Below are 23,232 nucleotides of genomic sequence, written 5' to 3' on the forward strand. Positions count from 1 at the left end.
TAACAAGGAGTTGATGATGATGCGTGATATCCATTTAAAAAGCATTTTTACTTTTAAAAGAACCGCTATTTTCGGCAGTATGTTAGGCATTATTCTTATTTTGTCAGGACAATTTGCAAGCGGTTCCAATAATAGTTATTTCTTGACCGCCCTCGGTTTTGGAATACTGTTAGGCTCTGTAGTCAATTACCTGTTCGGAACCTTTCTAAGTTTAATGGAAGAATATACAGCTAACAGCAAAGTGGCCCCAAGCACAACAGGATACTCCAAGAAGCGATAACCTTTATTAATGGCTGTGTTAAAGAACAGTGTTGATTGATACACCCTGTTGATTGGAGCGGAAGGCACGAAGATCCTCGAAAATGCTACCGCATTTCCTTCGTGCGGTGTTGAATCGATGAAGCTTATTCAATGTCCTGTGGGAGTATGGTTCAGGGGAGACCCCGCAGGCGCTTGCGCCGAGGAAGCTCGCCGAAACACCCACGAACCGCTCGTGCCTGGAGCGGAAATCAACAGTGCATTTTAACAGAGCTAAATTAATTAATAATAAAGACTTGTGCCATTTGTCGCACAAGTCTTTTTGTTTATATGCTCAATCCTTTTAAAAAGAAAACTTTTATGATTTCCGCAATTTGTTCTGAACTCAATGGTTCATGATGCCGCTCCCAATCGGAAACAAGGGCAATGTACATTTTCAACAACAGAAAGCTCGTTAACTCTACGTTAGTTGAAGGAATGGATCCCTTCGCAATCGCTGCTTCAATTTTTCTCTTTAAATAGGTAATAATCTCATTTTCCACGTGTTGCAGCATTTCAGAGACGGCTATGGTTCCCATTTCCGCTTCCTCTTGGACCAACTTGATCATAAGCTGGTGCTGTGAGCGGAATTCTAGTAAGCGATAGAGTGCGCGGTGGACTTTTTCAGTAAATGGCAGATCTGGTTGAATCACTGCCTCTGCTTCTGCTATCATTTCTTTTACTAACGTGGAAATGATTTCTTCAAATAGTTCCTCTTTATTTTTAAAAAAGGTGTAGATGGTTCCCTTTCCAACATTAGCAAGCTTCGCAACCTGGTCCATGGTGGTCGCTTTATAACCAAACAGCGAAAAAGACTTAGTTGCAGCCTCTACAATCATCTTTCTTCTATCGGGTGCCATTCTGACCTCCCTCCTTTTGACTATTTTAGTTCTACGGTCATATAGATAATTTCACTATAGCACAGCTTTATAGCGGTTTCAAACCTCTGGAAATTTGTTTGAAAAATGGACAAAACACATGACCGTCCTGCTGGTCATGTGTTTCTGTCTTTTATGCAAAGTTCCGGACCGTTCCTTTTTTATGTTCCACAAAGATTTCCGCAAACTTAGGGTCCCATTGGGTACCTTTACCCTCATGAATAATCGCTAGTGCTTTGTCGACCGGCATGCCGCTTCGGTATGGACGATTAGAAGTCATCGCATCAAAGGCATCGGCAACCGCAATAATTCTTCCGAACAACGGTATATTTTCACCGCTTAATCCCTCAGGGTATCCCTTACCATCATATCGTTCATGATGAGACAGAACTCCTTCCATTACTGGTGGCAACTCTGAAAATCCCTGAACCTGCTTAATGATATTTCTACCTATATCAGGATGCTTTTTAATTGCAGCAAACTCCTCATCCGTTAAACGACCATCCTTTAACAGGATTCTATCAGGTACACCAATTTTGCCGATATCATGCAACAGTGCCGAGGTCCGTAACAGCTCAAGTTCTTCCTCACTCAAACCTGCTTTTGCTCCAATTTCAAGGGAATAGGCAGCGACACGGGTAGAATGTCCAGAGGTATACGGGTCCCTGGCATCTAGTGCGGTAGTCATACCTTCTAAAAAGCTGGCAAACATCGCCTTGTTTTTTTCATCGCGAGCCTGAATCGCCTCTATCATATGATTAAATCCATTAACGAGCCCTGCAAACTCATCAGAGTACAACACATCGGTTTTTACCAATGAGCCTTCCTGAACCTCACGCATGGACTCTCTAAGCTGGTCGATCGGCTGATGGACATCTAGAAATAACAGCTTGGCTCCATAGTAGGCAAAGATGAGACCTAGGACAATAATCACGGCGGCCCAGCTCCAAAAACCTTGGCCCGAATTTTCGCCGATATCCAGTTTTACTTGGGTCGCTAACCCGAATAACAGAATCGGAAATACGGAAATGTAGAGAAAGCTGATTTGAAACTTTCGCTTAATTGAGAGAACCATTTTCCCTTTTAGCGTATATTTTTCTCCGAATTGTTTGATTGCCATGTGTTCCACCTTTTTTAATAAAGGCTGAACAGCCTTGATGGCAAGGAAGAACTCAATAATTCCATGCATTCCTGCCACAAGCGTTGCCCCGGCCATGGCTAGCAAAATATAATAGTAAGGAATGGTTAATATCTGCAGTTTAATAGCTACGGTTGTTAGAAGGATAGCCGGAAATGATAAACCCAATAAGTGAGGCCCCATAATCCGCTTGAATGTTACTAGTGGAAATTCATGCAAATAATCAAACACACGTTGCAAGCCTGCAAATTCGTGTATTTCTTTCGTAAATACATCAGAAATAGGCGTCATACTCTTAGAAAAATGAAGAAATTCTACGATCATCATGATGACAAAAGAAATGGCTAAAATCCCTATCATATAGATATTTTCAGCTTTCGTAAGGGTTAAGGTGAAAAAGATAAAGACACTGCCAACGACACCAACCGCTAGCGATGACCCTATTACATAATTTTTTAACAATTGCTGTCGAAATCGTCTATATTCACTCATACATGATTGGCCTGCTTTCAGGAAACTAGATTCGTACCAATAATTATAATCGAAGCGCCTATCATTTGTATCTATAACTACCTTAAATAGGAAAAAATCTTAGGACCCCGTGGATCGATAATGCCTTACCCCAAACTGCCAGACCAGAAAACACGGGAGAATAAAGAGGCTTCCTGCTATTGGTGTGAGCAGGTAAAGGACATCACTCCCCTCTGTCTTCCCGAGAATATACAGTAACGGCAAATAATTGACGGTACCAAACGGGATGACATAGGTAAAAAAACGCGAGACCCATTTTTTATAAATATTAAGAGGATACTGGGCCATCTCCCTGCCGCCATCAGTAAAAATATTTGCTACCTCTAGACCCTGTACGGTCCAAAAACACATGGTGGCCGCAAGCATATAGATCCCCGTAAAGATAAGTACACCGCTGATGATCATGAACATTAGTGTCAAAATTTTTATCAGCGTCCAATCAATTGATAGATTTATTAACGCCCAAATTAACACAAACAAACTTTGAAACAGCCTGCCGAATCTCGTAAACTCAAATTGAGAGCCCAATACTTGGACAAAGGTACTTCTCGGCCTTACTAGCACCCGATCAAAGTCTCCTTTAATGATGAGACTTGAGAAGGAATCAAAGCCCCTTGCAAAGCATTCACTTAAGGCAAAGGCCATGTGAATAATCCCAAAGCAAAGAGCTACCTCGAAAAACTGCCACCCCTTTATTTGACCAAATCGCTCAAACAGTAAGTACACACCTGCAAAAACGGCAAATGGTATAAAAAACTGCCCTACTGAAAGCAGCAAGAAGGATGTCCGATACTGCATTTGAGATTTAAAGAGTATCTTCAAATATTTAAAATAAAGTCGCAACCTCCATCAACCTCCTTGTACAACGACTTTCCTTAATATTCGGTTAAGCGAGAACCTCCCTAAGCCAACCAGTACAGCCAAATAGGCCAGCTGGATCAGAATTCCGTTGATGGCAACCTCCTCAGAGATATGACCGGAATAGACCCTGAATGGAAAATCGGCCGTCCAGCGGAACGGAAGGACATTAGCAATGGTCTGAAGCCATGATGGCATGAGTGGAACGGGTATGATTAAGCCTGCAAAAAACTCTCCGAGAACACTGAATACTAAAAGTGATCCAACCGGTGACATGGTCACAAATACGGATATGTATAAGAACATTGAAATAGCAATTAACAGAAGTAATCCTAGCAATAAGGTGATAATAAAAAGGAAAAGTGTAGTCACATTTGGTGGTAATGTCAGGCGGTAGGAAGCAGGCAGCATGAATGCAATGAGCAATATAGGGAAGCAGCGCAGCAGCGCACTCGACAGCCGTTGGGCTAGCAGCTTCGCATACCAAAATCCATAAAGCTCCCATGGTCGGCACAGCTCATAAGCAATGTTTCCACTTGTTATCAGTTCAAACAGCTCGTTATCACGGAACCACATTGTAACAAATACCAGAAAGGCTTGCTGCAGCCAAATATAAGTAATAATTTGTGGCAGCGATATAGGCGGTGTCTTTGTTGCATGTTGATAGAAGGCTTCGAACACCATAATAATGATCATGCCCCAGAAGAACTGCGTAGCCACTCCCGCGAACGCAGCCGTTCGATACTGCATCCCCATGTTAAGCCTCAGTTTTAAAAAGGATACATATGGCCTCATATTTGGTACTCCTTATAGAGCTGAACAATGATATCCTCGATTGGCTGTGCCTCGATGGTTACATCTTGAAGCTCAACCTGATTGGACAGCTGGGTGATTACATCGGATGTCTTGATTTCCTCCGTTTCGACGCTCAAAACCACCCGCTCAGGTGACCAAGAAAGGATGAAAGTTCCCGGAATGTGAATTTGCTTTGAATTTTTTTCATAATCAGCCGTTATTGTTTTATGCGTACCGAACTGTTTTCTTAATTCATTTAAATTGCCATCGTATAATAAGCTACCTTTTCCAATCAGAATGACCCGTTCAGCCAATGCTTCAATATCGTTCATATCGTGGGTAGTGAGAATGACCGTTACACCCTTCTCCTTATTAATTGTTTTCACAAACTGGCGAACGGCTATTTTCGAAACAGCATCAAGGCCAATCGTCGGTTCATCTAAAAATAAAATCTTGGGATTATGAATGAGGGAAGCTGCAATTTCACAGCGCATCCGCTGCCCTAAACTTAACTGGCGGACGGGTGATTGGACGATGGATTGCAGTTCAAGTGTTTCAATGAGCAGATCAATGGTGGTGTTATATTCTTGCTGTGGAATCTTGTAAATATCTTTTAAGAGTTCAAATGAATCGAGTACAGGAACATCCCACCAAAGCTGGGAACGCTGGCCAAAAACCACCCCAATATTTTTTACATATTGCACGCGATCCTTCCAAGGGGTATAGCCCATAATGCTACAGCTTCCGGTGTCAGGCACCAATATCCCACTCATAATTTTAATGGTGGTAGACTTTCCAGCCCCATTTGGGCCGATGTAACCGACGATTTCTCCTGGATTAATAGAAAAAGAGATATCCTTCAGTGCTTCTACAATCGTATGTTTTCGATAGAATAGGGATTTTGCCGCTTCCCTCACTCCAGAAGTGCGCTGGGCAACCTTATAGGATTTCGAGATACCTTCTAATTTAATCAAAACGCGTCCCTCCCTTTTGAGTCACAGAGGAAAATAATAACATTCCTTGGTGAATTCTGTCAATAATATTCTGAATAGTAAAAGTTAACTAAATGTTCATTTGTGTTGGACGTGTTTATAAGTGATTTTTATTAGAATAGATATGAGGTTTTTATTCAGAAAGGAAGTGGCCAATGGGTGTTTTAAAGTCTCGTATCGAATCAAAGGAATTATTAGTCTGGAGGAGTTTATATGCACGAGGTAATTTAACATCAGATGAAAAACATTATTATCGCACCCTTGAAAAGGGATATGAAGGTGAGTTGATGTTCGATCAGCTGACAAAGGGGCTTCAATCTGATGTTTACATTTTGAACGGTCTACTCTTTGAAATTAACAACTCTTATTTCCAAATCGACACCCTTCTGATTGCTCCACAAAAGATCTACGTGTTCGATGTGAAAAATTCCGGAGGCGACTATTTGTACGAAGATGAAAAGTTTCGGAGGCTTCGGGGTGGCAACGATCTGAAAAATCCATTACACCAATTGGAGCGGTGTGAAACATTACTTCGCCAATTCTTGAAAAAACTCGGCTATCAGTTACCTATTGATAGTCACATTGTCTTCATTAACCCTGAGTTCACCTTATATCAGGCTCCCCCTGACAAGCCCATTATTTTTCCAACGCAATTAAATCTACTTGTCCAGCAATTAAACACAATTCCTTCGAAGCTATCAAAAAGACATAAGGAGCTTGCTGATCTATTAATGGCTTCGCACCAAAGTGAGTATCCCTTTTGCAAATTTCCTCCCTATCAATTTGACCAAATGAAAAAGGGGAAACTGTGTACTATAAATGCTAATTTTAATATGTACAGAAATGATTGTATAAGAATGTACAGTTTTGGGTAGTACATGGCATACTCTTATCGAGGTGGAGAGTATGTATGTTCAACTAGATATTACAACAAATTTTGAAATCAACAGTCTTACAGACTTACCAAAACTTAAACTTCTTATGGAGAATTTAAATATGAAAATTAACAAGAGTAAATTAGCTAGAGAATTAAATGTAGATCGGAGGACAGTTGATAAATATATTAATGGATATGTGCCTCAAAAGAAACGAGATAGAGAATCTAAGATAGATGATTATTACGGAGTAATAAAGCTACTGCTTTCCCGAGAGTCTAAGCAGAGATTTTTTTATAAACGTGTTCTATGGCAGTATTTAAAAGATAATCATGGACTGGAATGTTCCCAGTCAACATTTCGAGCTTATATAGCTCGTAAACCAGAGTTTCAAGCATACTTTAGTGAGGGGAAACGTACAGAAACTGTTCACTCCGTAATTCGTTATGAAACCCTTCCGGGTGAACAAGCTCAAATAGATTGGAAGGAGAATATCCGGTATATAACGAAAGATGGAGAAATTCTTTATGTAAATGTGGCTGTTTTTCTTTTGTCCCATTCCCGTTTTAGAACCTTTCATTTAACAATATCAAAGTCACAAAGCGTATTGATGTCCTTTCTGACAGAAAGCTTTGAAGCCATTGGGGGAGTGCCTAAAAACCTTGTGACGGATAATATGAAAACAGTAATGGATGAACCACGAACCGAGTATTCAAAGGGAGTAGTGAATGAACGCTTTGGTCAATTTGAAAAGGATTTTGGGTTTAAAGTAAGGCCTTGTATTGCAGGACGACCAAGGACGAAGGGGAAAGTTGAAAGTCCTATGAAATTGATAGACGAGATTCATGCCTATCAGGGAAAATTTGATTATGAGGAGCTTCATGCGTTTGTGCAGAGCCTTTGTGAACGGATTAACCACAGTTACCATCAGGGTACAGGGAAAATACCTATTTTGGCCATTGAACAAGAAAAAAATCTCTTATTGCCCCTACCAAGAAAGCAAATAAGAGATTCTTATAAGATCCACCATAAACTTGTACAGGTCAATTCCGCTTGCATGATTACTTATAAATCAAACCAGTATTCAGTTCCAGCTGAATACAAAGGGAAAACCGTTGGTTTACAAGTATATGATAATCAAATCCATATTTATTATAACACGGAGTTAATCGCGAAACACGAGGTCAGTGAAATCAAACTCAACTATAAAAAAGAACACTACGTTGAGGCACTCTCAAGAGGGCTTCCGCACTTTCCGGATATTGATGAGCTGGCTAAAAATAACTTACGAGCGATTGATGAGGTGTATAAAAATGAATAGTAGTTATCAACAATTAATGCAAAACCTTGAGTATTTAAAATTAAAACAGATGATTGGTCATCTTGGTGAAACGATTGATTTTGGTATGAGTAATCAATTATCTTTTGTAGACACACTCTTAAAACTAACAAATTATGAAATCGATATGCGTGAAAAAACCATGGTTAATTCAATGGTCAAGGTGGGGGCCTTCCCCCACCGTAAAGAGATAAAGGATTTTGATTTTAATTTCCAACCATCAGTAAACAAGCAGCAAATACTTGATTTTACAACATTACGATTTCTCGAAGAGAAAGAGAATATCGTATTCTTGGGACCTAGTGGAGTCGGAAAGACACATTTAGCAACAGCCATAGGGATAGCAGCAGCCAAGAAACGAACCAGTACCTATTTTATAAAATGTAATGAATTAATCCTGCAATTAAAAAGAGCAAAATTAGAAAATCGCTTAGAAAGTCGATTAAAGCATTATGGAAAGTATAAGTTATTAATTATTGATGAAATTGGATATCTACCAATTGATCGTGAGGATGCCAAATTGTTCTTCCAGCTAATTGATTTAAGATATGAGAAAAAAAGCACCATATTAACCACAAATGTAAGCTTTAAGCAGTGGGATGAGGTCTTCCAGGATACAAAAATAGCAAATGCCATATTGGATCGTGTATTACACCACGCAACAGTTGTGAACATAATTGGTGATTCGTATCGTATTAAAAATCATTTGGAAAAGGAAAACGAGTAATTTTTGTACATTCTTAAACAATCAAAAATGTACATACTTAGCTTGACATTTACATGTACAAAGTGCCACTCCCTATCTCCCTTCCAAGGAGATAGACGTTTGGTATGTGATGTTTGCGGCCATGAAGATACTTTAGAAGCCGCTGTCCTCCGAGCTGTGGCAGAGTTAAAGCTGCTTTTTCCGGAGAGGAAGATTACTTCTAATCTTGTTTACGAGTGGTGTGGTGAGGGTGAGGGTGAGGGTGAGGGTGGTTCACGAAAAAGGGTTGTTAGGATTTTGAGAACAAAACTTTGTTCAAAAGGATACGGGAGATGGGTTTACTATGAGTGAGCAGAGATTGAAATACCTTATTTTAAATAAGTAATATTTTTGTATGTGACTGTTTTGTGCTATTTAAGTTGCCCGTGGTCTCGTAAATTCACTGTACGAGACCTTTTGTTATTTTTTCCTCTGGATTCGGTCGCAGAGATCCCCTCTACGAACCCTTTTGTTGGTTTTTCCTTTAACTTCGGTCGCATAGAACTCCTTTACGAACCCTTTTGCTTCTTTTTCCTTTAAACTTGGTCGAATAGAAGCACCTCTCTGCGGAACCATCCTCCCCTTTTTCCATTCCCACATTCGAATAATCACCTAACTCAAAGAAATACCGCCGATTAGCTGATCTAATCGGCGGCAAATCAACGATTAAACTAACTTTTGTTCAACCCTGCGAACTTCTTCGTATGGTTGCACAACGACAAATCCTTCGCCCTCAAATCTCATTTGGATAGACTCGCCGCTTCCTCTTCCAAAGAACGTCTTCAAACTGATATCTGTCTGAAACTCCGGACGAAGATTTCCTGACCAGGCAACCGTTGCATTCGGATCTGTAATGACAGGCTGTCCTGGAGTAACCCTTAGAGTGAGTGGCTCATAGTGAGTCGTAATAGCAATCATACCGGTTCCTTCGCAACGAACATTGAATAAACCGCCCGCCATTAGCCCGGCAATCTTTTTCATTAACTTGATCTCCCACTTAATACTCGGCTCAAATGCAAGCAAATCATTCCCATTCACATAGATGGATTCATTGTTCAAATGGAGAATGATGATTTTTTTACCCGAATCTGCTAAATACAATTTTCCTTGACCGCCTGCCTTCATTAATGAGGCGCCTTCACCGGTGATGGCCTTCTTGAATGCGGTTCCTAGTCCATGCTCCAATATTCCTTCGCGCTCAAACTTGATTTTCCCATGATACGCAACCATCGACCCCGCTTTCGCCCAAACCTGACCGTCCAGATTTACCTCTAGCATTCTAGGAGTCTCTAATTCAAAGAATCCCTCACCTTTATCTACCTGCTCTGTTTTATCAATAAATTCACTAATCGAATACTTACTCAATCTTTCCCCTCCTAAATATCCGCCTTCCTTGAAAATTTTACCATACTTTCCCTTTAAAAAAATACACCATTCAAGTAATTTGAACGGTGTTCCCAGTTTTATTTCTGAACCACTAAATGAGCAAAGTGAAAATGATCGAAGGCATGCAGGTCATCGTCTCTATCCGTAAAATACCACTCTTGAATATTTTCAGGGGATAGATTTTCATAGACTAACATATTGCAATCTTGGAGTTTCAGGTCAAGCGTAAGCGGGTCAAAACCGGTGACCATCGGCTCACCTGTATGGGCCGTAATTTGTCGCATTTGGATTAATTTCTTGGAGGCTAATTCGTCATTAAATGCAGTATCGTCGAGGTAATCAAAGATGAATGAACTACCATTAACAGACAGATCAGAAATAGTAGAAAGAAGTTGATAGAAATCATGCTTCTCTAGGTACATGACCACACCTAATAAGCTGAAGTATGTTAAGTTTTGTTTATTATAGCCGACCTTGATCAATTCATCCTGAAGAGAGTCCTTTTTAAAATCAACAGGAACGAACCTCACGTTCTTAGGCATTTCCAACTCCATTTCATGCAGACGGTTGATTTTAAACGCTTGGGTTGCAGGGTGATCGACTTCGTAGATGATGAAATCTTCAGGGAGGTTTTCTTGTCTCCATGCAAATGTGTCAAAGCCTGCACCCAAAATCACATACTGTCTGACACCTCGTTCAATCGCTGATAAAAGTCCATCCTCAGCGTAGCGAGCACGGCTGACTAATTGCGGCACGGTCTGATTGTTCATTACCCATTGCAATTTATCCTCAAATGTCTTCAACGTTTCACTTTTTTCCGGAGCAAAAAACGCAATGGCATTCGCCCAATTCGTGCTGATCAACTGCTTTTCTTCCTCCTTTAACAGCGTACTGGCAACACAATCATTAAAAATTGGTTGGTTACTTTGCAAGGCATGATATCCCCTAGCATAGCAGCTTACTAATGCCGTTAAACTTTCCTTGTTCTTTTCCAAAGAAACTCCCCCTCTAATAAAAACAAAAAAACTCCAAGCAGAATTCTGCCAGGAGTTTATTATATGACACATTATATTTATTTACAATAATGTAAAATTATAGCACAAATAAATTATTTTGTCAAGATTTTTATTCTATTTCCGATTCACTTAACTGCCTGACATACTCATGATCAAAATTACCCATTTGAAAGCTGCTCCCATTTACAGAATTCATCGTTCTTGCTTCTTTCCCCGACTTGTTATAGGGAATATAACCAAAATACATCCCTGCATTAGGTATGATCCCGTTATTAAAAAGTCCCGTTGGCTCCGTGGAACCGACTTGTAAAAGGGCATTCATAGAGGAAGCCCATTCTGCTGGCATCTTCAACACCCCATAGGACTTTTTTTGTTCAACCAATTTTTCCATTTGGATCCTCGGCTCATACCATAATTCTCTATTAGCTCCATGATAGCCTCTATCCCTAATCAAATATAATTTCAATTGATTCACCTGGTCATCCGGATGAAAGTTCCATAAAAAGTAAAACGTTGATGGGTCATTATTGTCTATTTTCCAAACATGAATATCACCTGTAGTGCTGATGGAAACAACATTCCACTTATGCTGTTCCCATTGCCAATAACTCACTCCATACTTACCCTCCTTCGAAATAAAGGGGACAAATCGATGCCGCTCATCGATAGCGATGGAATCCTGAATGATATTTGGTGAAGTTTCCGGAAAAACACTATGAATCTTCTCGATTAATTGATCGTTTTGGGGAAACGCAGTAGGTTTCGAAAAATAATACCAATAAACCAATATGCTAGATGCAACAATGGCAAAAGCTAATAAAGGGAAAATAATCACTTTTTTATTCATTACTAGTTCCCTCCCCTTAACAGTGACTCTTTAGAGCGGAAATAAAGCTGCTTTTTTGGTGTTGTTACTAATAACCCTTTTCCATCAGCTGCTATATAAATGACTACATGAAAGTCGCTTCCCCATTTAGACGTAAAATCAATAAGTTGATAAGGAAACTTTTCGCTCCTATTATTAGGTTTTACTACGCTTGATTCAATTTCGTTATACCATTCAATTCCATGGTTCACTTCGAGCTTCATATTAGGTAATTGTTTTTGTAAGCTTTCCTTATCTAATATTTGCTCCTTTGCAGAAGGATGTGTAGCGATTACGGAAGCATCCTCCACATGTGAAATATAAGTCGAAAGTTCATCTTCCGAGTAAATAGCCTGATGAACTGGTATAGATAATAAGGTAGTTGCTAAAAAGATGAAATTTGCCCAAAATCCCAGCCATGCAAACGAACGGTATCTCTCCCATCTGCCTACCTTGTTCTTTAATAACCAATACAATACCCAACCGCCTAATGGTAAAATCGCAATCTTTATCGGAGTATCCGCCACATTCCAATTGATAGAAAATGAAAAGAGCCCAATATAAATACAAACAATAATCTTCCAAACCTTTGATTTGTCTGGTATACGTTTGTATAGCCGGTAGGCAATCAGCCCCACTATGGCCCACGAGATAAGATCAAAAATTAACTCTATTAGATTAAATGAAAAGTCATATGTAATATCCATTCTTCCGCCTCCCGCTTTACATAATTCTCCAATAATCTACGATTACCCTTTATTAAATAGAACTAAAAAAAACCCCGCTCCAATTTAATGGAGCGAGGCTTTTGTTTCTACTATATACAATTACTCAACCGTTACTGATTTAGCAAGGTTACGCGGTTTGTCTACGTCGCAATCGCGGTGTAGGGCTGCGTAGTATGAAAGTAATTGTAATGGAATGACAGAGATAAGTGGTGTTAATAAATCATTTACTTCTGGAATCACGAAGCTGTCTTCGTCACGGTTTAGACCCTTCATCGAGATGATACATGGGTTTGCACCGCGGGCTACAACTTCTTTAACATTTCCACGAATACTTAGGTTAACACTTTCCTGCGTTGCAAGAGCGATTACTGGTGTACCTTCTTCGATCAAAGCGATGGTACCGTGCTTTAATTCACCGCCAGCAAAACCTTCTGCCTGTATATAAGAAATTTCTTTCAGCTTTAAGGCACCTTCTAGACCAACATAGAAATCAATGCCGCGGCCGATGAAGAAGCAATTGCGTGTAACAGATAAGAATTCTCTTGTAATCTGTTCAATGATTTCTTTCGAATCACAATAGAACTTCCATCGCATTAGCCACAATACCTAATTCTTTTACAAGGTCAAAATCAACGCTTAGGTTACGGCTCTTTGCAGCCACTTCCGCTAAAATAACAAGTACAGCTAACTGAGCAGTGTAAGCCTTTGTAGAGGCAACCGCAATTTCAGGACCTGCATGTAATAAAAGCGTATAGTCTGCTTCACGAGAAAGTGTTGAACCTGGAACGTTCGTAATCGTTAACGCCGGGTGACCCATTTCTTTCACATTAACAAGAACGGCACGGCTGTCTGCTGTTTCTCCACTTTGTGAAATGAAGACAAACAACGGCTTTTCAGAAAGCAACGGCATGTTATAGCCGAATTCACTTGAGATATGAACCTCAACTGGAATTTTAGCCATTTTTTCAATGAATTGTTTTCCAACTAGACCTGCATGATAAGAAGTACCAGCAGCAATGATGTAGATACGGTCTGCTGCATTAACAGCATTGATGATGTCACGATCAATCGTTAATTCACCTTGCTCATCTTGGTACATTTGGATAATACGACGCATCACTAGCGGCTGTTCATCAATCTCTTTAAGCATATAGTGTGGGTACGTACCCTTTTCAATATCACTTGCATCAAGTTCTGCTTTGTATGGAGCACGGTTGATGATTTCGCCGTTTAAGTTTTGGATTGTCACTTCGTCTTTTGTAACGATGACGATTTCTTTGTCCATTAGTTCCACGTATTGATCAGTTACTTGAAGCATTGCCATCGCGTCACTTGCTACTACGTTAAAGCCATTACCAAGACCCACAAGAAGTGGACTCTTGTTTTTCGCAACATAAATGGTGTCATTGTCCTCTGCATCTAATAGAGCAAGAGCATAAGAACCATGCAACAACGTTAATGTTTTACGGAATGATTCCAAAACATCTAAACCTTTGTTAACAAAGCGTTCAATCAACTGTACGATTACTTCAGTGTCTGTTTCACTTACGAAGTTTACGTCTGTTAAATAGTCGTTCTTTAACAGATCATAGTTCTCAATCACACCATTGTGAACTAATGTAAAACGGGCTGAAGTACTTTGATGCGGGTGAGAGTTCACTTTGCTTGGAACACCGTGTGTTGCCCAGCGAGTATGACCAATCCCGATATTAGCCATAACATCTTGGTCTACAATGTCGCGTAAATCAGCAATACGGCCTTTTTCTTTAAACACATGAATGCCGTTTTCGTTCTTTACAGCAATACCTGCTGAGTCGTATCCTCTATATTCAAGTTTTTCTAACCCTTTTAATAGGATTTCTTTCGAGTCGTTATTTCCAATATATCCAACAATTCCACACATTTTCTGTTTCCTCCCTGATACAGGGGGCAAGGCTCTTTGGAGGCAGACTTGCCCCCTTATCTCTGTTTTTTAGGTATCTGTCTATACCGTTTTAAACATTAAATTTAGTATGCGCATATTCTTCTCTTTGTGCACTGAGTTGCCCCAATGTTTTAAAGAAGAATTTTTTCGGTTGTGCGTCGCAACCGGGAGGTATCCGCCGATCATTCGATAAACCTCCTCCTCGTCAACTAATCTACCCACTGAAGATTAGTTCAGGCGCTTTTATTGTAGTTATAACCTTACTATCCACCTTTCCATATTAGAATGGTCAACCTGCTTTAAAAAACAAAGCATGTTAATACTACTATGATTGGCAGAGTCCGTCAACTAATAACCTAAAAATATAAATTTTTCCATATATAACCGATAATACATAATAAAGTATGCAGAGAGCTCCTCCCTAGTTCCCCCATATTGGAAAAGCTCCAGCTTTTATGCTGGAGCCTCGTTTCCATTATTCTTTTAATTCCATTTCCTCTTTTACAACGGCGACAATACGATCTACATATGAATCGCATAGCTCCTGTGTTGGTGCTTCTGCCATTACACGAACAAGCGGTTCCGTACCTGAAGGACGGACAAGAATTCTTCCGTCGCCAGCCATTTCAGCCTCTACCTGTTCAATGACTTCCTTTACGCGGGCATTGTCCGTTACATGGTGCTTATCTGTTACTCGAACATTCACAAGCTTTTGAGGGAATTTTTTCATTTCGCCCGCAAGCTCTGATAATGGCTTTTGTGTTGCCTTCATAATATTTACTAATTGTAAGCCAGTTAATAAGCCGTCTCCTGTTGTGTTGTAATCTAAGAAAATAATATGCCCGGATTGTTCTCCGCCTAGATTAAATCCACTTTTCTTCATTTCTTCCACCACATAGCGGTCTCCAACCGCTGTTGGTACGCTGGTAATTCCGTGGTTTTCTAAGGCCTTATAAAAACCAAGGTTACTCATAACTGTTGAAACAATCGTTCCGTGCTTTAAGCGGCCATGTTCCTTCATGTACTTACCGCAAATATAAAGAATTTGATCTCCATCGACAATATTTCCTTTTTCGTCGATTGCGATTAAGCGGTCGCCATCACCATCAAAAGATAAGCCAACATCGGCACCTTTTTCTTTTACTAAAGCAGCAAGTGCTTCAGGGTGGGTAGAGCCAACACCTGCATTAATATTTAGCCCATTAGGAGAAGCTCCCATCGTTGATAGATCGGCATCTAAATCAGCAAATAGGTGAGAGGCTAATGATGAAGTTGCTCCGTGTGCACAGTCTAATGCAATATGAATGCCGGAGAAATCTTCATCCACACTATTCTTTAAGTATTGAAGATACTTTTGTCCACCTTCGAAATAATCCATGACTTGTCCAAGATCTCCACCCGTTGGACGTGGCAGTTGATCTTCAGGTAAGTCCATTAACTCTTCAATTTCATTTTCTTGTTCATCAGACAGTTTAAATCCGTCTGGACCGAAGAACTTAATACCGTTATCCGCTACAGGGTTATGTGAAGCAGAAATCATTACACCCGCCTGCGCACCTAACGCTTTTGTTAAATAAGAAACACCTGGTGTTGAAATAACGCCTAAACGCATAACCTCAGCACCAGTTGACAATAATCCTGCTACGAGGGCGCCTTCGAGCATATGGCCAGATATACGAGTGTCACGTCCAATTAGTACTTTTGGACGATCCTTATCCTTTGTTAAAACATACCCGCCGAATCGGCCTAATTTAAAGGCTAATTCAGGTGTTAATTCACTATTTGCTACTCCGCGTACGCCATCGGTACCAAAATATTTTCCCATTTTTAAAAATCGCTCCTTCAATATATAGGCTGTATCTGATCTATGCATTATTTTTAGTGATCGTTATGCTCGCCTTTGCTTTATCTGGTTTCCAATCCACATCTTTAGGACCTTCGATTTGAATATTCACATCGTGTTCCCCCTCCGAAAGGCTGGATAGGTCCACATATACACTGAAGTCTTCAGGCTTTAAGCCACCGACAGCCGCACTTGGACCATAAACCAATAAACTTATCATTTGATTCGCCGGATCATTAATCTCCACAGTGTAGTTATCTGACAATCCACGAATTTTTAAAGGAATGCTCGAAACGGTCTTTTCTTCTGTCTTTTTGACAACAATTGTGGCCTTCACCATTTGCGGTGTCACCTTTGTTATTCCATTTGAAATGATAACAGGTAAGTCGAGTGTGGTATTATCCGTAATTTTACTTACATCCACTTCTACACGGACACTTTCTGTTTCCTTGAGAATCTCTTCAGGACCAATAATGGTTGCTTCTTTTACATCTAAATCAATGGATTCGATTGTCACTCCTGCTGGTGGTGTTCCCTTCTTTTGTATCGTTATGGGAACGGTCTTACTATTATCCTTAATCGGAATCGTGACTTTTACCGTACTTGGCTCCACCGTAACATCCAATTTATTTAAATCCTTGTCTAATACTTGGACAGTAGCTTCCTTCGTTAATGAATTCTTCCACTTTTCTTTTGCCTCTACAGTCGCTTTTACATAAGTAATTCGATCGATTGCACTTTTTGCACCTGTGATTTTTACTTTATTTGGTTCTACCACAGGTTGTCCGGCGGAATATCCATCCTCGATTTGATTCTTATTGAATTCTGCCTCGACTTTGAATTCCTTGGTGATTTTTTCTTGTACAGACACTGTAACAGTACCTGGTTTCATGGTTGCCGTTAGTTTATCAGAGAGATCTTTGACCTCTAGTTTCACTTTTTGCTTACCAATTTTTGCATTTGTTAAATCTACGAATACTTCAAAGTTCCTTAGCGCATTGGCAGACTGTACATGTGTCTTTGGTCCTTTTAAAGTAATATCCACTGTATCTGGGATACCAGAGACCACTAAATTTTCTGTATCATAATACACTTTTACAGGGAAATCCTTAATTGTGACGGTCGATTGTACTCCTGGTACATTCACATCCGATAGTTGTTTTCCTGTGTGCGGCGGGATCGAGTTATATAACAGAACAGCCAATAACAACGCAAGAATTTTTATAAACCATGGGTTATCCATCAATTTATCCATTATTCTTCCCCCTCCAGTTCCAACGAGCGGAAGAAGCTTGTTTCGCTTTGTTATGAATGACTAATTCACTCGTAAGTAATTCTTTTAATCCTTCCGACTTTAAATCACGGTGCAATTCTCCGTTCTTTGTAAGAGAAATACTACCAGTCTCCTCTGAAACAACAACCGTAATACTGTCGGTTACTTCACTTATTCCTAGTGCCGCTCGGTGCCGGGTACCTAACTCCTTTGAAATAAATGGACTTTCTGACAAAGGTAGATAACAGGCAGCCGCTGCCACACTGTTCTTTTGAATAATAACAGCCCCATCATGTAGTGGTGTGTTTGGAATGAAAATGTTAATGAGCAATTCCGAAGAAATCGTTGAACCTAAATGTATTCCTGTTTCTATGTAATCACTCATACCCGTTTCTCTTTCAATGGAGATCAAAGCGCCAATCCGTCGTTTTGCCATATAGTCGGTAGCCTTAATAATCGCTTCGACTGTTTTTTCCTGGTCATCATCATCCGGATTACTGCTCCTTGAAAAGAACCGCCCTCTCCCCAATTGCTCAAGAGCTCTCCTAAGTTCAGGCTGAAAAATAATGATTATAGCAAGAAATCCCCAATTTATGGCCTGTTGCATCATCCAGCTTAATGTGGCTAAGCCAAGGAACTCACTGACCACTCTGACTAAGAGAATCACCAGTATCCCTTTTAATAATTGAACAGCTTTTGTTCCTTTTATCACATTAATCAGTTTATAAATGACATACCATACGAGGACAATATCAACAATACTAGCTAAATACTTCCATACAGTGAAATCAGCAAACTGCATTGTTTTTCCTCCGTAATTTTATAAAAACCTATTTTCATGACAACTCAATTATTATACCATAAATTCTTCATATGCTTATTATATGTCTATATTTAGGCGAAAACTCCCTCTTTCCTGACACTTCAAGGATAATTTAGACATTCTTTGTAAAAGGCTGTGTTAAAGAACAATGTTGATTATTGCACCCTGTTGATTGGAGCGGAAGACGCGAAGACTCCTGTGGGAGTATGGTTCAGGGGAGACCCCGCAGACGCTTGCGTCGAGGAGGCTCGCCGAAACACCCACGAACCGCTCGCGTCTGGAGCGGAAATCAACAGGCAAGTTTAACAGAGCCTTGTAAAAAAACAAATCACTCATACACAGAGTGATTTGTCTTTAATTTGTTGCTGGCTGGTCAAAAAGGGCCAAGACATCTTGTCCTGTCTTTTTCATATGATACCATATCCAGTCAAACACCTCATTTACCTCTTCAATTTTTCCGGTTACATGTCCCGCAGACGCTAAATATTTCTCACCATGGATGACTGTCACGTCTCCTTGGACTTCTCCCTCTATTTTCAGTTTTCCATTACGAACAGTAACATCGCCCTTTACAACTTCCCCTTTAGGAACAATAACAGTATTATTTTTGACGATAAGGTTCTTTTGCTTAGATACAGCAAATTCCTGGTCCTGGTTCCATGTAGAGAATAAGCTTCCCAACATTAAGACTACGAATACGGATGCGGCAGCAAGTATAGGATGATTCTTCAACCATCTCTGCATCGAAATCTGTTTCTTTTCTTTTGGGAGACGAGCTAACACATTCGCCGTAAAATCATCTGGAGCTTGCATATGAGAAGTGCTCTTTACAAAAGCAATCGTTCTTTTTAGTTCATGAAAAATCGCATCGCATTCTGCGCAGCTTTTAAGATGCTCTCTTAATATTTGTTCCTTTTCTGGTTCTATTTCTTCATCTAAAAATTCGTGCATTAGTTCAATGATTTGTTCTGGACACATTTAACGTTTCACCTCTTATCACACATATCTTAATTGTTGTCTCAACGCTTCTCGTCCTCGGTGAATTCTTGTTTTGACCGTTCCTAGTGGCAAATCAAGAATTTCACTAATTTCATTTAATGACAGTTCTTCAATGTATTTTAATACGATTGCAGAACGGTATTTTTCTGGCAGTTTTAATATTTCCTGCTGAACAGTTTCATGCAGTTCTAAGCTTTCAACCTCTTTTTCCGGCAACGGCGTATTTGATGGGACCTGCGCATACATCGTTAATCCTTCTGTTCCTGCTACCTCTGCATCTAAATAATAATCGGGTTTCTTTTTTCTCATGCGATCAATACATAAATTAGTAGCAATCCGAAACAGCCAGGTTGAAAACTTTAAGTCTTGGTTAAACGATTTGATATTTACATATGCACGGATAAAAGCTTCCTGTGCTACGTCTTCTGCTTCATGGCGATTCCCAAGCATTCTATAACAAAGCTGATAGACGCTATTTTTATATATCTCAACGATTTCACCAAAGGCATCTTGGTCGCCTTTAATAACTTGTTTTATTCTTTTTTTAATAATAGCTTCCATTAAATTACCTCAGCTCCAATGCTGCTATACGATACTACGTATCCCTAGCAAAAAAGTTTCGTTTAAAACGAAAAATCTTCTCAACATCTATAATATTAACAAAAATTTACTAATTACGGTAAGCAATTAGTTTAAAGTTTTTTCCTTGGGGTAAAAAGATAACAATAACGATTTTATAGAAAAGAGGTAATGGCAAAGTGGGTCTTCAACGTCCTAAATTATTGGAGGAAATAGAAAACTGCCGACATGAAATGGTTCGGCTTGCATCTGAGACTTCTTTGTTACATCCCCGCGTCATAGCAGCAAGTAAAAAGCTCGATTTATTACTGTATCAATATCATACCTTAGAATCAAAAATGTAAAAAGCAGCTGCAGAAATTCGGGCAGCTGCTTTTAATTTATTATAAAAGTTTTTCTCCAAATAATGATCCCATCAGTTCAACAGCACAGACAGCTGTTTTATTCTTTTCATCTAAAATGGGATTCACTTCTACGAATTCTGCAGAAGTAATAATTTTCGCTTCCTCGAGCATTTCCATCGCAAGATGACTTTCTCTGTAGCTTATTCCGCCCATAACCGGTGTACCTACTCCTGGAGCGTCGCTTGGATCTAATCCATCTAAATCTAGTGACAAGTGAACCCCATCTGTTTTTTTCCTTAAGATATGAAATAGTTTCTTCCATTACTTTCGTCATACCTAAACGGTCGATTTCATGCATGGTATAGACTTTTATCCCTTTTTCTTTTATTAATTCTTTTTCACCATCATCAAGTGCTCTTGCACCAATAATGACTACATTTTCAGGCTTTACTTTTGGGGAATAGTTAAGGATCTGGGTTAATAAAGAGTGACCCCATCCAAGGCTGACTGCTAAAGGCATTCCATGGATGTTTCCTGTTGGGCTTGTCTCCGCTGTATTCAAATCACCATGCGCATCATACCAGATCACACCAAGATTTTTATAATGCTTAGAAACACCAGCTAATGTACCAATCGCAATGCTATGGTCTCCACCCAAAACAAGTGGAAATGCTCCAGATTGGACAGCCTCGTCTACTTTCTCAGCCAGCAAAGTACTTTTTTCGGCAACCAGGTCTAAATTTCGTAAATTCGATTCCTTATCTACGACAACTTCAGGTCTTCCGACCGGGATATCACCTAAATCATGAATTTCTTCAAACAGCGGTTTTAATCGCTCGTAGATTCCTGCATAGCGGATGGCACTAGGCCCCATATCTACTCCACGACGCATTTGGCCTAAGTCCATAGGCATTCCAATAATTGAAAGTTTCTTAGTCAATGCAATTCCTCCCTAGCCCTTATTACTTCTATTTTAACCGCTTTCAAACAAATGACTCAACTCGACAGAATTGTGTATATATATGCGGTAAGCGGTAGGGTGTTCGGGTGTTTTTACTAAAAAATCATGATTATGATTCAGGGACTGCTCTACGCGACCTTTTTTTCTTAACAATCCAGAGTTCGGGCTCATAGCACCTCTTTACGCGTCCTTTTTTTCTTAATAATCCAGATCATAGGCTCATAGAACCCCTCTACGCGTCCTTTTTTTCTTAACAATCCAGAATTCGGGCTCATAGCACCTCTCTACGCGACCTTTCTCTCTTTATAATCTAGATCTCGGGCTCATAGAACACCCTCTACGCGTCCTTTCCCTCTTTATAATTCAGATCTCGGGCTCATAGAACCCCTCTACGCTTCCTTTCTCTCTTAATAATCCAGATCTCGGGCTCATAGAACCTCTCTACGCGTCCTTTTATTCTTAATAATCTAGATCTCGGGCTCATAGAACCTCTCTACGCGTCCATTTTTTCTTAATAATCCAGATCTCGGGCTCATAGAACCTCTCTATGCGTCCTTTTTTTCTTAATAATCCAGATCTCGGGCTCATAGAACCCCTCTACGCGACCTTTCTCTCTTAATAATCCAGATCACAGGCTCATAGAACCTCTCTATGCGACCTTCTATTCTTATAAGATAAAATTCCAGCTCATAAAAATAAAAAAAGCCTTAAATCATCATCTGATTTAAGGCGAATTATGTAGTGTGATGGTGGAGCCTAGCGGGATCGAACCGCTGACCTCCTGCGTGCAAAGCAGGCGCTCTCCCAGCTGAGCTAAGGCCCCATCTATGGAGCGGAAGACGGGATTCGAACCCGCGACCCCCACCTTGGCAAGGTGGTGTTCTACCACTGAACTACTTCCGCAAACTCGTAGATAAAACCCGAGGATATATCTCCCAGGGTTTTATCTTTAATTATGAGCCATGAAGGACTCGAACCTTCGACCCTCTGATTAAAAGTCAGATGCTCTACCAACTGAGCTAATGGCTCTTGGCTGGGCTAGCTGGATTTGAACCAACGCATGTCGCAGTCAAAGTGCGATGCCTTACCGCTTGGCTATAGCCCAATAGTGATTTACACTTATAGTATGTCCAACTTTTTTAAAAATATAAATGGTGGAGGGGGACGGATTCGAACCGCCGAACCCGGAGGGAGCGGATTTACAGTCCGCCGCGTTTAGCCACTTCGCTACCCCTCCATATTTATTTTTAAAAAGTGGTGCCGGCGAGAGGACTTGAACCCCCAACCTACTGATTACAAGTCAGTTGCTCTACCAATTGAGCTACACCGGCAAATAGTTTGAAAAAAATATTAGATTGTACACGCTGTCCTTATTATCGTCATCCTGACCTCAGAAAGCTTATTCAAGGAGCAGCTCGGTCAGTATGCTGATGATATTTCAGGAAGCTTATTCGGTCGTGCTCTACCAATTGAGCTACACCGGCATATTATATGGTGGAGGATGACGGGATCGAACCGCCGACCCTCTGCTTGTAAGGCAGATGCTCTCCCAGCTGAGCTAATCCTCCGAAATGGTGACCCCTACGGGATTCGAACCCGTGTTACCGCCGTGAAAGGGCGGTGTCTTAACCGCTTGACCAAGGGGCCATAATATTAATATAGGTAAGCTTCCAAGCGGGCTCGAACCGCTGACCTCTTCCTTACCATGGAAGTGCTCTACCTACTGAGCTATGGAAGCATAGCTGAATTTACTTGATGACATAAAAATGGCTCCGCAGGTAGGACTCGAACCTACGACCGATCGGTTAACAGCCGATAGCTCTACCACTGAGCTACTGCGGAACAATAATATAACAGCCTGGCAATGTCCTACTCTCACAGGGACTTTCGTCCCAACTACCATCGGCGCTGAGAAGCTTAACTTCCGTGTTCGGTATGGGAACGGGTGTGACCTTCTCGCCATAATTACCAGACTATTTTATTTGACACTATTTTATTATAATGTCTTTTTTAATTTTTTCAAGAGGAAAATATATTTTTTCA

20 protein-coding genes, 10 tRNA genes, 1 rRNA gene and 2 pseudogenes are annotated in these 23,232 nt (G+C 40.3%); 6 read left to right on the forward strand and 27 right to left on the reverse strand.

Going from position 1 to position 23,232, the window contains the following annotated elements; all coding sequences use genetic code 11:
* Positions 1 to 16 precede the first annotated feature (16 nt).
* Positions 17 to 280 (forward strand): hypothetical protein, encoded by a 264-nt coding sequence (locus QE429_RS00195; RefSeq protein ID WP_307282661.1) that lies wholly within the window; start codon positions 17 to 19, stop codon positions 278 to 280.
* Between the two features lie 304 nt (positions 281 to 584).
* Here the strand turns inward: QE429_RS00195 and QE429_RS00200 are convergent, their stop codons facing one another.
* The 5 genes from QE429_RS00200 to QE429_RS00220 form a co-directional block, all read right to left on the reverse strand.
* A complete protein-coding gene (locus QE429_RS00200; protein ID WP_307282662.1) occupies positions 585 to 1,157 on the reverse strand; it encodes a TetR/AcrR family transcriptional regulator in 573 nt (190 codons plus the stop codon).
* Positions 1,158 to 1,308: 151 nt separating this feature from the next.
* Complete coding sequence (locus tag QE429_RS00205; RefSeq protein WP_307282665.1) at positions 1,309 to 2,805, reverse strand: HD domain-containing phosphohydrolase; 1,497 nt, start codon at positions 2,803 to 2,805, stop codon at positions 1,309 to 1,311.
* A gap of 99 nt (positions 2,806 to 2,904) precedes the next feature.
* Entirely contained in the window at positions 2,905 to 3,687 is a 783-nt protein-coding gene (locus tag QE429_RS00210) for an ABC transporter permease (protein ID WP_307282667.1), read from the reverse strand.
* Between the two features lie 6 nt (positions 3,688 to 3,693).
* The gene (locus QE429_RS00215) at positions 3,694 to 4,497 is read right to left on the reverse strand and encodes an ABC transporter permease (RefSeq protein WP_307282670.1); all 804 of its coding nucleotides are present in this window, start codon (positions 4,495 to 4,497) and stop codon (positions 3,694 to 3,696) included.
* Positions 4,494 to 5,471 carry an ABC transporter ATP-binding protein gene (locus QE429_RS00220; RefSeq protein ID WP_307282672.1) on the reverse strand — a complete coding sequence of 326 codons (978 nt, stop codon included), beginning with the start codon at positions 5,469 to 5,471 and terminating at the stop codon, positions 4,494 to 4,496. The genes QE429_RS00215 and QE429_RS00220 overlap by 4 nt, the downstream gene beginning before the upstream one ends.
* 173 nt (positions 5,472 to 5,644) lie before the next feature.
* Here QE429_RS00220 and QE429_RS00225 point away from each other — a divergent pair, with 173 nt between their 5' ends.
* The 4 genes from QE429_RS00225 (at position 5,645) to QE429_RS00240 (ending at position 8,760) form a co-directional block, all read left to right on the forward strand.
* Positions 5,645 to 6,364: a nuclease-related domain-containing protein gene (locus tag QE429_RS00225; RefSeq protein WP_307282674.1), complete on the forward strand. Its 720-nt coding sequence runs from the start codon at positions 5,645 to 5,647 to the stop codon at positions 6,362 to 6,364.
* A gap of 31 nt (positions 6,365 to 6,395) precedes the next feature.
* Entirely contained in the window at positions 6,396 to 7,685 is a 1,290-nt protein-coding gene (gene istA / locus QE429_RS00230; protein ID WP_307282676.1) for an IS21 family transposase, read from the forward strand.
* Positions 7,678 to 8,430: an IS21-like element helper ATPase IstB gene (gene istB / locus QE429_RS00235; protein ID WP_307282679.1), complete on the forward strand. Its 753-nt coding sequence runs from the start codon at positions 7,678 to 7,680 to the stop codon at positions 8,428 to 8,430. Before istA ends, istB begins: the two co-directional genes overlap by 8 nt.
* A 99-nt stretch (positions 8,431 to 8,529) precedes the next feature.
* Positions 8,530 to 8,760, forward strand: a complete 231-nt coding sequence (locus QE429_RS00240) for a hypothetical protein (protein ID WP_307282681.1) — start codon at positions 8,530 to 8,532, stop codon at positions 8,758 to 8,760.
* 354 nt (positions 8,761 to 9,114) lie between these two features.
* Here the strand turns inward: QE429_RS00240 and QE429_RS00245 are convergent, their stop codons facing one another.
* The 10 genes and pseudogenes from QE429_RS00245 to sigW all read right to left on the reverse strand — a co-directional run bounded on the left by QE429_RS00245 (position 9,115) and on the right by sigW (position 19,866).
* Positions 9,115 to 9,813: an AIM24 family protein gene (locus QE429_RS00245; RefSeq protein WP_307282683.1), complete on the reverse strand. Its 699-nt coding sequence runs from the start codon at positions 9,811 to 9,813 to the stop codon at positions 9,115 to 9,117.
* A 98-nt stretch (positions 9,814 to 9,911) separates the two neighbouring features.
* Entirely contained in the window at positions 9,912 to 10,829 is a 918-nt protein-coding gene (locus QE429_RS00250; RefSeq protein ID WP_307282686.1) for a class I SAM-dependent methyltransferase, read from the reverse strand.
* A gap of 130 nt (positions 10,830 to 10,959) precedes the next feature.
* Positions 10,960 to 11,697, reverse strand: a complete 738-nt coding sequence (locus QE429_RS00255) for a hypothetical protein (protein ID WP_307282689.1) — start codon at positions 11,695 to 11,697, stop codon at positions 10,960 to 10,962.
* Positions 11,698 to 11,699: 2 nt separating this feature from the next.
* Entirely contained in the window at positions 11,700 to 12,422 is a 723-nt protein-coding gene (locus tag QE429_RS00260; protein ID WP_307282691.1) for a hypothetical protein, read from the reverse strand.
* A gap of 120 nt (positions 12,423 to 12,542) precedes the next feature.
* Positions 12,543 to 14,346: pseudogene (gene glmS, locus QE429_RS00265) on the reverse strand (glutamine--fructose-6-phosphate transaminase (isomerizing)).
* 496 nt (positions 14,347 to 14,842) lie between these two features.
* Positions 14,843 to 16,192 carry a phosphoglucosamine mutase gene (gene glmM / locus QE429_RS00270; protein ID WP_307282694.1) on the reverse strand — a complete coding sequence of 450 codons (1,350 nt, stop codon included), beginning with the start codon at positions 16,190 to 16,192 and terminating at the stop codon, positions 14,843 to 14,845.
* A gap of 40 nt (positions 16,193 to 16,232) precedes the next feature.
* Positions 16,233 to 17,465 (reverse strand): CdaR family protein, encoded by a 1,233-nt coding sequence (locus QE429_RS00275; protein WP_307282696.1) that lies wholly within the window; start codon positions 17,463 to 17,465, stop codon positions 16,233 to 16,235.
* On the reverse strand, positions 17,458 to 18,285 hold the full coding sequence (cdaA, locus tag QE429_RS00280) for a diadenylate cyclase CdaA (RefSeq protein WP_307282698.1): 828 nt from the start codon (positions 18,283 to 18,285) through the stop codon (positions 17,458 to 17,460). Before cdaA ends, QE429_RS00275 begins: the two co-directional genes overlap by 8 nt.
* 375 nt (positions 18,286 to 18,660) lie before the next feature.
* Positions 18,661 to 19,284, reverse strand: a complete 624-nt coding sequence (locus QE429_RS00285) for an anti-sigma factor family protein (RefSeq protein WP_307282700.1) — start codon at positions 19,282 to 19,284, stop codon at positions 18,661 to 18,663.
* Between the two features lie 18 nt (positions 19,285 to 19,302).
* Positions 19,303 to 19,866, reverse strand: a complete 564-nt coding sequence (sigW, locus tag QE429_RS00290) for an RNA polymerase sigma factor SigW (RefSeq protein WP_307282702.1) — start codon at positions 19,864 to 19,866, stop codon at positions 19,303 to 19,305.
* 197 nt (positions 19,867 to 20,063) lie between these two features.
* Between sigW and QE429_RS00295 the strand changes: the two genes are divergently transcribed.
* Positions 20,064 to 20,228 carry an aspartyl-phosphate phosphatase Spo0E family protein gene (locus QE429_RS00295; RefSeq protein ID WP_307282705.1) on the forward strand — a complete coding sequence of 55 codons (165 nt, stop codon included), beginning with the start codon at positions 20,064 to 20,066 and terminating at the stop codon, positions 20,226 to 20,228.
* A gap of 39 nt (positions 20,229 to 20,267) precedes the next feature.
* Here QE429_RS00295 and rocF read toward each other — a convergent pair.
* The 12 genes and pseudogenes from rocF to rrf all read right to left on the reverse strand — a co-directional run bounded on the left by rocF (position 20,268) and on the right by rrf (position 23,162).
* Positions 20,268 to 21,141: pseudogene (rocF, locus tag QE429_RS00300) on the reverse strand (arginase).
* Positions 21,142 to 21,936: 795 nt separating this feature from the next.
* Positions 21,937 to 22,012 (reverse strand) — tRNA-Ala (locus QE429_RS00305).
* A gap of 5 nt (positions 22,013 to 22,017) precedes the next feature.
* A tRNA-Gly gene (locus tag QE429_RS00310) sits at positions 22,018 to 22,092 on the reverse strand.
* A gap of 53 nt (positions 22,093 to 22,145) precedes the next feature.
* Positions 22,146 to 22,218: transfer RNA gene (locus QE429_RS00315), tRNA-Lys, on the reverse strand.
* 1 nt (position 22,219) lies between these two features.
* Positions 22,220 to 22,294: transfer RNA gene (locus tag QE429_RS00320), tRNA-Gln, on the reverse strand.
* Between the two features lie 47 nt (positions 22,295 to 22,341).
* Positions 22,342 to 22,426: transfer RNA gene (locus QE429_RS00325), tRNA-Tyr, on the reverse strand.
* An 18-nt stretch (positions 22,427 to 22,444) separates the two neighbouring features.
* A tRNA-Thr gene (locus QE429_RS00330) sits at positions 22,445 to 22,520 on the reverse strand.
* A 161-nt stretch (positions 22,521 to 22,681) separates the two neighbouring features.
* Positions 22,682 to 22,757, reverse strand: a tRNA-Val gene (locus QE429_RS00335).
* Positions 22,758 to 22,761: 4 nt separating this feature from the next.
* Positions 22,762 to 22,836, reverse strand: a tRNA-Glu gene (locus QE429_RS00340).
* An 18-nt stretch (positions 22,837 to 22,854) separates the two neighbouring features.
* Positions 22,855 to 22,927: transfer RNA gene (locus QE429_RS00345), tRNA-Thr, on the reverse strand.
* A gap of 29 nt (positions 22,928 to 22,956) precedes the next feature.
* A tRNA-Asn gene (locus QE429_RS00350) sits at positions 22,957 to 23,031 on the reverse strand.
* A gap of 14 nt (positions 23,032 to 23,045) precedes the next feature.
* Positions 23,046 to 23,162: ribosomal RNA gene (gene rrf, locus QE429_RS00355) — 5S ribosomal RNA — on the reverse strand.
* Positions 23,163 to 23,232: the final 70 nt, after the last annotated feature.

Source organism: Bacillus sp. SORGH_AS_0510, assembly GCF_030818775.1.
In the GTDB taxonomy this organism is placed as follows: domain Bacteria; phylum Bacillota; class Bacilli; order Bacillales; family Cytobacillaceae; genus Neobacillus.